Below are 13114 nucleotides of genomic sequence, written 5' to 3' on the forward strand. Positions count from 1 at the left end.
TTATCCCACTTCCCATTCTCCCAAATTCCTTTCTGCAGAATTAAAATTAACTCCTACTTTCACCAACGTTCTGCTATCAGCAGTATAAGGTATCAGATATCCTTTTTCATCAATTTGTTGCAGGGCCTCTTCAACAGTACCATCCAATTTAAATTCAAATACATAAATATGGTTTTGGGTCTTCACCACCGCATCGGCACGACCACGGGCACTACGTACTTCAGTCTCAATAAACTCACCCATTAACTTAAATACCAAATAGAACACTACTTGATAATGACGTTCGGTTTGGTCGCTTAGTTCGTAGGGAAAGTCAGCAAAAAAAGCCCTCAAACGTTGCATAAATGATGGTAGATCACCACTACGCAACTCACGTACAAAATGCAAAATGTGAAAAGCACGTTCACTATCCGTAACAGATGAATAAAATGGTTGAAGAAATTTAAGAAATGCATACTTCACCTCTTCATTGGGAAAGCCGAGAGTATACATTTTAAATTCAGGATCATACTCTTTAATTGTAAGGTATCCGCTTTGGTAAATAAGTGGGATAGGGTTATTGACTTCTGCATGGTATTCAGTAAAAGAAGATTGTTCAGCTTCCACTCCATCAATAAGGGTACGCAAGTCATAATCGCTCTGTTTCAAGAGGTCTACTAAAAAAGTAGGTGTTCCGGTTTGAAACCAATAGTTGTCTAAACGGTACTTTTGCAGTGCATTAAGTACACTGAAAGGGTTAAACATACCAGTACCATACTCATAAAAGTGATAACCATCATATAGAGCAGTCATTTTCTCTACTGTTTGTTCAAAAGTGAGGCGATTATACTCACCTACTTTTTCTATCTCGGGGCTAAATACCTGTACCAATTCTTTGCCTGTGATGCCACAAATTGTATCATAAGAAGGATCCATGCTGATATCACTCAACTGATTCAAATCACTGAATACACTTACCTGTGCAAACTTTGTTACCCCAGTCAGAAACACAAAACGAAGATATCGGTCGGCACTTTTCAAAACACCATAAAAAGCTTTCAATGTTTTACGGTATTCGTCTAGTAGCGACTCATCAAGAATAGTTTGCAACAGTGGTTTATCGTATTCATCTATCAGTACCACTACGCCACGCCCGGTTTGTTCGTAGGCACGGCGAATAACACCAGAAAAACGGTCGGCAGGCGATTGCTCGCGCTCATCCTTTCCCCATTTATCTTCCCAGATGTTGAGGTGGCGACTTAATATCCCATTCAGGCGCTCTACACTTTCGTACTTTTCGGCATTTAGGTCAAGGTGTAGTATGGGGTATTGTATCCACTCTGTTTCCAGATTGGCAATAGCCAAACCTTCAAAAAGGTCTTTACGCCCTTCAAAGTACGATTCTAAAGTAGACAACAACAAGCTCTTACCAAACCGACGGGGACGGCTCAGGAAATAGGGTTTACCTCTATTAGCTATCTTCCATACCAGATCAGTTTTATCTACATAGAGGTAATGATCATTGCGAATTACTTCGAATGTTTGTATCCCAATCGGGAGTTTACGGTTGAAGTGAGCTGTCATTGCATGAATATTTTATACTTACTACAAATATAAATAAAAAAGTTGACATCCCGATCAAACGGCTTAGCCAAAACTCACTCCCAGTCTTTTCCCTTGTATAATAAGATCATGATCTTCGGGCACCAGTTTTAATTTCCCTGCCACTTCGTTTAAAGGTAGAGAGGTTATTTTACCGTCGACCAAAGCCACCATTCTTCCAAACTGCCGGTTGGCAACCAGTTCGGTTGCATGACCGCCCATCCGGGTAGCCAAATTACGGTCGAAAGAGGTAGGCGATCCTCCACGCTGTGTATATCCCAGAACAGTTTCGCGTGTTTCAATGCCTGTTTCAAATTCTATTTCCTGAGCAATATATTCGGCAACACGCTTTTTACCATCTGTTTTAATACCTTCGGCAACAACAACAATAGAATAAGGTTTCCCTTTCTTAACGCGATTGAGGATGGTCTCTCCCACCCTTTTTATATCATAAGGAATTTCAGGAATCAAGATAACATCTCCTCCACCTGCCATGCCCGAATAAAGAGCAATCCATCCGGCTTTATGCCCCATTACCTCAATAACCATTACCCTTTTGTGCGAACTTGCTGTTGTATGCAAACGGTCTATTGCCTCTGTTGCAATAGTCACGGCCGAATCGAACCCGAAGGTTAATTCCGTTCCCCAGATATCATTATCTATTGTTTTGGGGAGAGATATTATATTAACGCCCATAGCAGCAAACTTGGCTGCGGTTTTCTGCGTACCGTTACCTCCAATGCAAACAACACAGTCAATTCCCAGTTCCTGAATGTTCTGGGCTATTATGGCAGGTTTATCAATATCAGCAGGCATCCCTTTCTTTTTAAAAGGCTTATCGCGCGAAGTACCCAGAATTGTACCACCCTGTATCAACAAGCCCGAAAGAGACTTTTCGGTAAGTACTTCAACATCCTTTTCAAACAAACCCTGAAAACCACTATGTATGCCTATAACCTCCATCCCATAATGATGGATAGCCGTTTTGCATACTCCCCGGATGGTTGCATTTATACCCGGACAATCTCCTCCTGATGTTAAAATTCCAATTCTCATAATGTTTTTTTAGAATTTAGAATCAAGAAGTAAGTAGTAAGAATGGTTCTTGCTATTACTCCTTAATGTTTTTAGAATTTAGAATCAAGTAAGCAGTAAGAATGCCGCATGGATTCTTGCTACTTAATACTTAATGCTTACTCCTTAATTACTCTTTATACGAAACATTCAAAATCCAGTTGCGCACCATATCATTGTCTAATATCCTGCCGATAACCCTGTATTTAGAATCGTTCAGCGGATTTCGACCTATTAAAGGTTCGGCCATAACACCTGTTTCGGGCTTGTAGTAGTTAGCATGAACAAACGTCATTTTTCCTTTCCAATAATAGATGTAACCTACATGGCAGTCAAGACCCACAATATAAAGTCCCTCGCCCTGCTGATTAATATAACCAACAATATCATTCATTGGTTTATTGTGGAACCGTTTTATATCTGTTGTCAGTTTTTTAATTAAATACTCGGATGCTTGTTGCGCCCATTTAATGCGGGGAATATCGAAACCCATATCGCGAAGGGTGGTAGTAACAAAATACCCACAAGCTATACTGCCCTGTCCAGGAGTTTGGCTATGCCCATGAAAAGTCCATGGTGTGTTATACCATGAACGGAAGAAACTATCCGAAACATTTAATAGATAATTCCGGGCTTCAATTACTATGGAGTCCTTATTCTCAATTTCGTTATACTGTTGTTGAAAAGACATTCGTTTCTCCAATACCTCGTTTTTCAATCCGGTATAGGACTGTGCGTTTATAAATGCAAAAGGAAAAAGAAATAAGATAAGAGTTACTGATATTTTCATCGTTTTTTTGCTGATTATAAACTTAAAAACTATAAACTTAACCCAAATTTTTATTATTTGGCGTACAAAGATAGCTAGAAAGCAGAAATTAACTTACTTTTGCGCTGCAAAACGTTATTTAATAGCAAATGAATATTACTAAAATTGTAAGTAAGGTTTTTGAGGGAAGGTTAAAGCAAATAGATTTATATACCACACAAGCTGGCGAACTTCAATATAAGGTGCTGATGAGGCTGATAAAGAAAGCCGAGAACACTGAATGGGGAAAGAAATACGATTATAAATCAATTAGAAGCTACGACCAGTTTAGAAACACAGTACCTGTTCAAACTTATGATGATATTAAGCCTTATGTTGAACGCTTAAGAGCAGGTGAACAGAACATTATCTGGCCTTCTAAAATAGAATGGTTTGCTAAATCAAGCGGAACAACAAACGATAAAAGTAAATTTCTGCCTGTTAGTAAAGAAGCCCTGAAAGATACACATTACCGGGGTGGAGGCGATGCCGTAGCTTTGTATCTGCGCATGAATCCTCAAAGCCGTTTCTTCTCTGGGAAAGGCGTTATTCTGGGTGGTAGTCATCGTCCTAATCATAACTCAAAACATGGATTAGTGGGCGATTTATCAGCCATTCTTATCGAAAACATCAATCCTGCTGTTAACTACCTCCGTGTTCCCAGCAAAAAAATTGCTCTGATGAGCGAATGGGAAACCAAACTCGAAGCTATTGCCAACAATACCATAAATGCAGATGTAACCAGTTTGTCGGGTGTACCCTCCTGGTTTCTGGTATTAATAAAACGAGTATTAGAGAAAACAGGTAAACAAAACCTGGAAGAGGTTTGGCCTAATCTTGAAGTGTTTTTTCATGGTGGTGTTAGCTTTACCCCATACAGAGAGCAATACACACAGCTCATTAAATCACCCAAAATGCATTATGTAGAAACATATAATGCATCCGAAGGCTACTTCGGTACCCAAAACGATCTGTCCGATCTTTCTATGCTATTGATGATTGACTATGGTGTGTTCTACGAATTCATCCCGATGGAAGACATTGAAAGCCCTAATCCACGAGTGTTTTCTTTGGAAGAGGTTGAGCTGAATAAGAATTATGCTATGCTTATCTCAACAAGCTCAGGCTTATGGAGATATATGATTGGAGACACCGTTAAGTTTACTTGCAAAGCTCCGCATAAATTCATCATTACAGGAAGAACCAAACATTTTATTAATGCTTTTGGCGAAGAACTAATTGTTGATAATGCCGAGAAAGGACTGAAAAAGGCATGCGAAGAAACAGGAGCTCAGGTAAGCGAATATTCTGCTGCACCTGTATTTATGGACGAGAATGCCAAATGCCGTCATCAATGGCTGATTGAGTTTGCAACAATGCCCGACTCTATTGAACATTTTGCCAAAGTGCTGGATGATACTTTGAAAGAAGTAAACTCCGATTACGAAGCTAAACGTTGGAAAGATATTGCCCTGCAACCGCTGGAAGTTATTGTAGCCCGCCCAGGATTATTCCACGACTGGTTAAAAGAGAAAGGTAAACTCGGAGGGCAGCACAAAGTGCCACGCTTAAGCAACATCAGAGATCATATAGAAGAAATGCTGACTTTAAATAGTTGAGTTTAAATAGTTGAGAATTGAGAGTTGAAAGTTGCGATGCCGCATGGTAACTCTCAATTCTCAACTCTCAACCCTCAACTAAATAGACAGCGTCTCTTTCAACTGCTTATACCCCGATATACTTGCCCGCAACGTGGTTCCATTTTTAAGGTGTATGTGGTATGTTTCTTTTGCATATAGTTCTACCCGGTCGATATACTCTACATTTACAATATATGACCTGTGAATACGCACAAAATTCTCGGGTAAGTTCTGTTCAAGCGACTTCATTGTTTGCTCTTTAAGGAATTCACCCTCGGCGGTAAACAGCATTACATAATCGCCACAAGCCTGCACATGGGTTAGGTTATTGACCTGAATTACATGAATGCGCGAACCATTCTTTACAGCAATACGATCCATCGTTTCGGCCAACTGTGTTTGAACGCTCTCTGATAATAGCCTGTCTTTCTTCCACCTGTTCAGCTTCACGGTTCGGTACCACTGCACCAAAATAAACCATACCAAAATGGCAAACGTAAACCGTAATGGCAAAAGAAATAAAAAACGCTGAAAGAATAATTTATCCATCGGGTATTCAATCAGCTGTATAACAAAGCAAACTATCAGCCATGCCAAAATAACGACTAGGGAGAGAATAAATTCGGCCTGTGGTATGTGTATTGTATCCACAATAAACCAAAAAAGAAACCCCAACAAGAATAAAACAAGAATGGATATGCTGCTATCTAACAAAGCTGCATATAGTGGAATTGATCCATAGAACCAGAGCAACAAAGCATATAGGGATATTGCCAGAACAACAATTATCCCCACAGCCGTTTTTCTATATTGGTTTTCTATAAAAGGATGTTTGTACATGCTTAGCTCTTTACTTCAACACCACTAAAAGACACACTTCCGCGTAGAACAAGGATCTTATCTACCTCAATTGGCCCTAATCCACTGATGCGAGAGTCTTCATATCCACCTAGTGATGTTTGCAGTTCCGATTTAACTACCCAGTTAGATGGGATATAAATCTCGGCCCCTCCAAAACTAATGCTTAAGTCGAGGTAGGTAGTACCGGGTTCTAATGTTGTACGACGAAGATCTAAAACAACACTTCCAAACGAATTGGTTATGATTCCACCTTTAAAAACATCTTCAGTAACAACCTCTTGTGTAGAGCTAAAGCTGTTATCTATATTAACAAAACCATTTTGTGTATGATGGTTCATTCGGGAGTTTTGATGATGGTGCCGGTGATTGTTCCTGAACATTGAATTCTTTTTGGATGTAACAACCAATAGACCCGTAATTATTAATACAACCGGCCAAAAGAAGTTAGCAAATACATCATTAAAGAAATGAATTTTGGGCATCAAAAAATAAACACCTGTAGCTATCAGGATAATACTTCCAACCATTTGTTTCTTGGTTAACAGATTTACTCCTATTACAATCAGAAGCATTTGCCATGAAACAAATATCCGGTAAACATCATAACTAATGATATTCAGGTTTTTTCCTAATAGTAATACGCCTACTGCTATAAAGATTGCTGCAATCCAATAAGCACCAACTGGTTTTGGGGTTTTGTTTACTTCCATGTTATTTAAGTTTATGAGTTTTTAAGATGAAACAAAAATACGATATAATGTGTACTCTCTTCAATACAAACACTATTATATGAGGAAGAAAACCGATGAAATACTGATTATTCCCGATGAAATAAGTCGATTTCATCGAAACTGAGTAAATTGTGAGTTTTTTGTGACTCTGTTTTCTCGTTTATTTTTTGCTAAATTACTTATTTTGTTCCTCGTAAGGTTCACTTACTATTATTAACTAACTATCAAAAAAATATTTATGAAAACAAGGTTGTCAATCTTCAAAAACAGAACATTATCTGTTATCTTTGTTTTTCTTTTTATTGCTTGCAGTAAGAATGATATTACAGAAGTCGACCCCGAACCTCTTCCACTTATTATTCATGGACCACAGATAATATTAACACCAGAATGTGGTGGTTTCCATCAAGAAAGAACTATAAGTGGCAATGGTAATTATAAAATTGTCCATCCTAAGAAAAAAAACACACTAGACCCAAACACATATTATAGTGTATCATTAACTGAATCAACTATATCCATCGATTTAATTACTCCTATTCCTCAAGGAGAACATCTTACTGCAATCTATTTACTTATGGATGAGAAAGGAAAAAGGAGAATATTTTGGGTACAAAACGAATTTTTATATGGTGGAATTGAAGCCCCCTATTATGATGTACACAAAAATCTGGAGTATTATTTGTTAAACAATGATGAATATTGGGATTTTCAATAATCCTAGCTTATTCAAGGATAACTATCAAAAAAATATTTTATGAAAACAAGGTTGTATTTATTTTTACCAATCTTTTTTCTTCTACTTGCTTGTCAGGAGAGAGAAGATATTAATTTAAATGAAAAGCAGGAAATCATTCCCTTAAAAATAGATGATACTAAAATCTATTTTGGAGAAAACGAAAAAGAAAGGCAGATAAAAATAATTAGTGGAAACGATAACTATAAAATCATTTATCATAAAGAGACAATAGGCAATAATAATTTTGTTGTTTCTTTGGAAAAAACTATTATAACCATAAAGTTACAGACTGAAACAGAAAATATAATTGAAGAAATGTTTCTTTTAATAGATGGTAAAGAACAAAGGAAAGTTTTTACAATTGCTAATCAGCCATATTATGGTGGTATAAACCCTGATGGCTCAGTTGTTGATTTAGATAAAGAGTTTGGAACCCGTAACGACATTTGGATCTTCAAATAACCTTACTCATTCTTCCTATTGGGATATTTCTAAAGCAATGAACGACCTCTATCTAAACAACGATGATTATTGGAACTTCCAATAGTCTAACTCATCCCTGACTGCAGATTCTTCGGTCAGGGATTCACACTATTATCCCTCCCCCCAGCACCAACCCATCCTTATAAAACGCAGCTGCCTGCCCTGGAGCAATTGCAGTAAGAGGTTCATGAAGAGTCACATCCAAAAGTCCATCCTCCCTTACTGATACAGTGCAATGATTTTCCTGCTTTCTATAGCGTATCTTTACAATAATATCGTTGTGGTTCAGCAATGCTTTTTCATCTACAATATTCCAGTTCTTCAGTACCATTCCGGTTTTTTCAAGAGATTTGAGTGGGCTTAATACAATATCATTGGTAGTGGGATTGATTTCTTTCACAAATACTGCTTTATTAAGGTGTATCCCCAAGCCCCGCCGCTGACCTACTGTATAGAAAGGATATCCCTGATGGAAAGCAATAAAATTTCCCTCTTCATCAAGGAATCTTCCCCTTTGAAACAACCGGTTATCAACATGTTCTTTCAGAAAAGTATGATAATCGAAAGGACAAAAACAAACACCAATGCTATCTTTCTTTTGGGCAACTTTTTGATATCCCCTCTCTTGTGCCAGGCCTCTGGCTTCGCTCTTAAGTATATCGCCCATAGGAAGTATCATGCGCGAAAGTATATTTTGTTTTAATCCCCAAAGAAAAAAACTTTGATCCTTTTCCGGGTCTTTGGCTGTTTTAATAAAGTAGGTATCTCCAACCTGTTCCTTTTTTACATAGTGCCCGGTAGAGATATGGTTTATTCCGTTTTCATCGGCTACTTTTGCTAATAAAGGCCATTTAAGCATATTGTTGCATACTGCACAGGGAACAGGGGTACGGCCCGACATGTATTCGTTTATAAAATATTCAATAACATTGGTGCTGAACACTTCGCGGGCATCATAAACCAAATGGGGTATTTGTAAACGGTTAGCTAGTTCACGGGCATCTTCTAAATAAGTTGTTTGGTTATCTTTCTCATAAAATCGAAAAGTAATGCCTGTTACATCATATCCTGCATCCTGAAGTAATATAGCTGCAACAGAACTATCTGTTCCGCCACTCATTCCTAAAAGTACGCGATTGTTTTGTTTGCACATGCTACAAAAAATATAATCCTAAGATAATCAACAAATTACAGTACCACATATCTTTTAACGCTGGTACAAAAGTATCACCACCTTTCATGGGCTTGAGAAAAAAGTATCATGCTGGTGGTACAAAAGTATCACTACTAAGATACTTTTGTATCACAAGCGTGGCACTTTTGTATCATGCTGGTGATACAAACCAGTTGTTTTTTGTTTAAGATACTCATACCCAAACCGGCAGTACAAACATTTTTTCTTATCGCAATACTCCTTTTGCAGTTGCAACAAGGCTTGCGAATCGGCAGCTGTGAATACCGGTATTCCTGTACCATCCCATCGCCTGGTTACATAATTGTTTTCGGCCTTTGTGTTTTCCAGAAATGTGGTTGCCCGTGCACAAAGGGTTTCGTCGGCTTTATATAAACCATACGCATACAAAAAGGGAACTACAGTATTTATAATAAGTAGGTTGAGCGAGCCATTTCCTAAACTTTTTTCTTTGTTCGGAGCCGTTTTGTTAAAATTATAATGAGTTTCCCAATAAGGTGAAGTTCCGGTTTTAAAGATGGATTTTATCTGATCGGTTGTTTCGGCTTCTATTATTTTAGAGAACAAAGAATGCTCTTTGTTATAGAAATAAGCCAGTTGAGCAATGCGCACATGAGGGAAGTTACCAGGCCTCAACCGAAGAAGTTTCCAACTTTCCGGTTCTATTTTTTGAAACTGAAATTTATGTTGCAGGTATTTATATTCCTTTTGCAGTTCAAGGTAATACGCATCGCTTAAATCGGCTTCCAGCAATCCGGCCTGACCGAAGAAGATGGCTTCTACCTGAAACAGGTTATCACGGTGTTTATCAACAGCCCGGAACGGAATCTGCTTGGCCCATGTTTCAAAAGCATCTCCATTAATCCCGAAACCAAAATTACGGGCCAGAGTAATAAAAAATGCATCCTCCCAATGGTTATTCAGTGTTTCTAAGCGTTTTTTAATAACATTGGTTTTCTCCTCAAACCTTTCGGTTTGCAAGGCACTGAACCATGAATGTATGGTAAGTTTTGATAGCGCCGGTATCACCGAAAAGCAAGGAGGCTTCATATCTGCCTGCCTCAGTTCTTCATAATGGGAAGTTACTGATTCCGGGCATGTTAACACCATTTGAGGGATTGCTTCGCCATTACTCCGATAAATATCCATATCTATCTGCGAAGCTACATGCAGAATAACAGAGTCGTATGCTTTATCTTTGTCGTGCCCATGTTTAATCCAGTCGGATGCAATGGTATGCAATTCTACATTTCCTATCCATAGGGTACCATCAATCTTTATTTTTGCATTAAAAAAATCCGGGCCTGCGTTGTGATTACTGAGGCCGGGATCGATCACCTCAACAGCTTGTCCGGAGACTGTACGCAATTCTTGTAGAGGAAAGATTTTATGCTTCCACACATAATGTAGTAATTGTTCCATTTGAGTTTTGAGTTATGAGTTATAAGTTTTGAGTTTCGATGCCGCACAGGTACTTGTAATATAAAAATTCAAAACTACGTGACAAAAGTAGCAACTTAACTTTCAAATTCCTTATCTTTGCGTCATAAATAGAGTTTTTATAACTTAAAACTCATAACTTAAAACTTTTTATGAAATTAGCATTAATTGGATATGGCAAGATGGGCAAGGAGATTGAAAAGCTTGCTTTACGTCGCGGACACGAAATCGTTTGTATTATTGACATCGACAATCAGGAGGATTTTGACTCGGATGCATTTCGTTCGGCCGATGTTGCTATTGAGTTTACCAACCCAAAAGTAGCTTATAATAATTACATTAAAACATTTAATGCAGGGGTTAAATTGGTTTCCGGAAGCACTGGCTGGATGGAAGAACATGGCGAAGAAATAAAGCGGATGTGCCGGGAAGAAGGGAAAACATTGTTCTGGGCATCTAACTTCAGTTTGGGAGTAGCTATTTTCTCGGGCGTAAATAAGTTTCTGGCTAAGGTTATGAACCAGTTCCCCCAATACGATGTTACCATGAGCGAAACTCATCATATTCATAAAATGGATGCTCCCAGTGGTACAGCAATCACACTTGCCGAAGGTATTCTGGAAAATCTGGACAGGAAAAAGAATTGGGTAAATACCGAATCGGAAACCGAAACAGAACTTCCTATCGAGTCAATTCGTGAGGGAGAGGTTGTTGGATTACATTCTATATGCTACGAATCGGCTGCCGATAGCATAACAATAACGCACGATGCAAAGAATCGGGATGGGTTTGTTATGGGCGCTGTACTTGCTGCCGAATTTACTGCGGGCAAGGAAGGATATCTGGGAATGAGTGATTTGTTTCCGTTCTGTTAATTAGTAGCTAGTAGTTAGTAGCTAGTAGGCCATGCGGATGTTTTACTACTAACCTACTAACTACCAGCTACTAGCTACTAACTACTAGCTACTAACTACTAACTACTAATTTAATCACCAGCTACTGGCTACTAGCTAACTACCAGCTACTAACTACTAGCTACTAACTACTAATAATAATGAGAAAAGCAAACCGTCGCCAGTGGATTACATTTTTTATAGTACTGGCAATCTATCTTTTGTTCCTGCTTTGGGTAAGAAGTTGGTGGGGATTGTTATTTGTTCCGATAATCTTCGACATATATATATCTAAAATCATCCCCTGGACTTTCTGGAAGAAATCGAAGAACCAAACGGTTCGCAATGTAATGAGTTGGGTAGATGCTATTGTTTTCTCATTGATTGCAGTGTACTTTGTGAATATCTACCTGTTTCAGAATTACCAGATTCCTTCTTCATCACTTGAAAAATCGTTGCTTGTAGGCGATTTTCTCTATGTGAGCAAGGTTAGTTATGGACCACGGGTACCTAACACTCCCCTATCTATGCCATTAACCCAGCACACATTACCGATAGTAAATACCAAATCTTATTTGGATTGGCCTCAATGGTCGTACAAACGTGTGAAAGGTTTTGGTAAAGTGAAGTTAAACGACATTGTGGTATTTAACTTCCCTGCCGGAGACACTGTTGTACTTAGCCGCCAACAGGAAGACATTTATTTGATGGCTTACCGCGAAGGCAAAAAACTGTATGGTAAATCGGTAAACATGGATAGCATGACACGCTGGCAACAGCGGATGATCTACGATCAGTATTATGCACTTGGACGTCAGCAGATTCCACGCAATTATGGAGAAGTGATTTACCGCCCGGTAGATCGCCGCGAGAATTACGTAAAACGTTGTGTGGGTCTTCCCGGAGATAACTTACAGATAATCGACGGACAGGTGTATGTAAACGGTTCGGCTATCGAAAACCCAGAAGGGCTTCAATTCAACTACTTTGTGCAAACTACCGGTGCATATATTCCGGAAAAGGTATTCAGAGATCTGGGCATTAGCAATGAAGACCAGATAATGGTAACAAATGGCGAGTGGAACGCATATCTTATGCAACTTGGCCTAACCGGAAAGAATGCTCAAAACAAGTCGAACCCGGTTTATTATTTGCCATTAACAAAGAAAATGCTGGAAACATTCTCGGCCAATACAGCATTAATACATAAAATAGTTAAGGAACCCGATGAAGGTACCCGCGGTAACATGTACCCTCAAAACTTGTACATGGATTGGACTGTTGATAACTATGGCCCAATATGGATACCAGCAAAAGGCTCTACAATAACGTTGACAGAAGATAATCTTCCTATTTATGAAAGATGCATTCATGCATACGAAGGCAATACTGTAGAGCAAAAGGCCGACGGAATTTATATCAACGGCGAAAAAACAGATACATATACCTTCAAGATGGATTACTACTGGATGCTTGGAGATAACCGCCATAAATCTGCCGACTCTCGCTATTGGGGATTTGTTCCCGAAGATCATGTAGTGGGTAAACCTATTGTTGTTTGGCTATCGCTAGATAAAGACCGCGGATGGTTTGATGGCAAGATTCGTTGGAATCGTTTGTTTAAAATGGTACATTAAGAATTAAGAATTAAGAATTAGGAATTAAGAATTGG

Annotated in this window: 12 protein-coding genes; 5 read left to right on the top strand and 7 right to left on the bottom strand. The window is 38.6% G+C overall.

All coding sequences use genetic code 11. From position 1 onward, the window contains the following. From D0T85_RS07750 to D0T85_RS07760, 3 genes are all read right to left on the bottom strand, one after another. Positions 1-1563 carry an ATP-binding protein gene (locus tag D0T85_RS07750; RefSeq protein ID WP_163211943.1) on the bottom strand — a complete coding sequence of 521 codons (1563 nt, stop codon included), beginning with the start codon at positions 1561-1563 and terminating at the stop codon, positions 1-3. A gap of 63 nt (positions 1564-1626) precedes the next feature. Beyond that, positions 1627-2637, bottom strand: a complete 1011-nt coding sequence (locus D0T85_RS07755) for an ATP-dependent 6-phosphofructokinase (RefSeq protein ID WP_163211945.1) — start codon at positions 2635-2637, stop codon at positions 1627-1629. Positions 2638-2785: 148 nt separating this feature from the next. After that, the gene (locus D0T85_RS07760) at positions 2786-3445 is read right to left on the bottom strand and encodes a hypothetical protein (RefSeq protein ID WP_163211947.1); all 660 of its coding nucleotides are present in this window, start codon (positions 3443-3445) and stop codon (positions 2786-2788) included. Positions 3446-3573: 128 nt separating this feature from the next. Here D0T85_RS07760 and D0T85_RS07765 point away from each other — a divergent pair, with 128 nt between their 5' ends. Further along, complete coding sequence (locus D0T85_RS07765) at positions 3574-5082, top strand: GH3 auxin-responsive promoter family protein (protein ID WP_163211949.1); 1509 nt, start codon at positions 3574-3576, stop codon at positions 5080-5082. A gap of 78 nt (positions 5083-5160) precedes the next feature. Here D0T85_RS07765 and D0T85_RS07770 read toward each other — a convergent pair whose 3' ends face one another. Both D0T85_RS07770 and D0T85_RS07775 read right to left on the bottom strand, forming a co-directional pair. Beyond that, positions 5161-5943: a LytTR family DNA-binding domain-containing protein gene (locus tag D0T85_RS07770; RefSeq protein ID WP_163211951.1), complete on the bottom strand. Its 783-nt coding sequence runs from the start codon at positions 5941-5943 to the stop codon at positions 5161-5163. A 2-nt stretch (positions 5944-5945) separates the two neighbouring features. Next, positions 5946-6674 carry a LiaI-LiaF-like domain-containing protein gene (locus tag D0T85_RS07775; protein ID WP_163211953.1) on the bottom strand — a complete coding sequence of 243 codons (729 nt, stop codon included), beginning with the start codon at positions 6672-6674 and terminating at the stop codon, positions 5946-5948. A gap of 259 nt (positions 6675-6933) precedes the next feature. Here D0T85_RS07775 and D0T85_RS07780 point away from each other — a divergent pair, with 259 nt between their 5' ends. Together D0T85_RS07780 and D0T85_RS07785 are read left to right on the top strand one after the other, a co-directional pair. Next, positions 6934-7413: a hypothetical protein gene (locus D0T85_RS07780; RefSeq protein WP_163211955.1), complete on the top strand. Its 480-nt coding sequence runs from the start codon at positions 6934-6936 to the stop codon at positions 7411-7413. A 39-nt stretch (positions 7414-7452) separates the two neighbouring features. Then, on the top strand, positions 7453-7896 hold the full coding sequence (locus D0T85_RS07785) for a hypothetical protein (protein ID WP_163211957.1): 444 nt from the start codon (positions 7453-7455) through the stop codon (positions 7894-7896). 124 nt (positions 7897-8020) lie between these two features. Here the strand turns inward: D0T85_RS07785 and mnmA are convergent, their stop codons facing one another. Then, positions 8021-9070 (bottom strand): tRNA 2-thiouridine(34) synthase MnmA, encoded by a 1050-nt coding sequence (gene mnmA, locus D0T85_RS07790; protein ID WP_163211959.1) that lies wholly within the window; start codon positions 9068-9070, stop codon positions 8021-8023. A 150-nt stretch (positions 9071-9220) separates the two neighbouring features. Then, positions 9221-10531 carry a DUF2851 family protein gene (locus D0T85_RS07795; RefSeq protein ID WP_163211961.1) on the bottom strand — a complete coding sequence of 437 codons (1311 nt, stop codon included), beginning with the start codon at positions 10529-10531 and terminating at the stop codon, positions 9221-9223. 170 nt (positions 10532-10701) lie between these two features. On the opposite strand from D0T85_RS07795, the gene dapB reads away from it, so the two are divergent. Then, the gene (gene dapB / locus D0T85_RS07800; RefSeq protein WP_163211963.1) at positions 10702-11424 is read left to right on the top strand and encodes a 4-hydroxy-tetrahydrodipicolinate reductase; all 723 of its coding nucleotides are present in this window, start codon (positions 10702-10704) and stop codon (positions 11422-11424) included. Positions 11425-11603: 179 nt separating this feature from the next. Then, positions 11604-13079, top strand: coding sequence for a S26 family signal peptidase (locus D0T85_RS07805; protein ID WP_163211965.1), 1476 nt, complete (start codon positions 11604-11606; stop codon positions 13077-13079). Positions 13080-13114 lie beyond the last annotated feature (35 nt).

The organism is Bacteroides sp. 519 (assembly GCF_010500955.1).
Classification (GTDB): domain Bacteria; phylum Bacteroidota; class Bacteroidia; order Bacteroidales; family Bacteroidaceae; genus Bacteroides.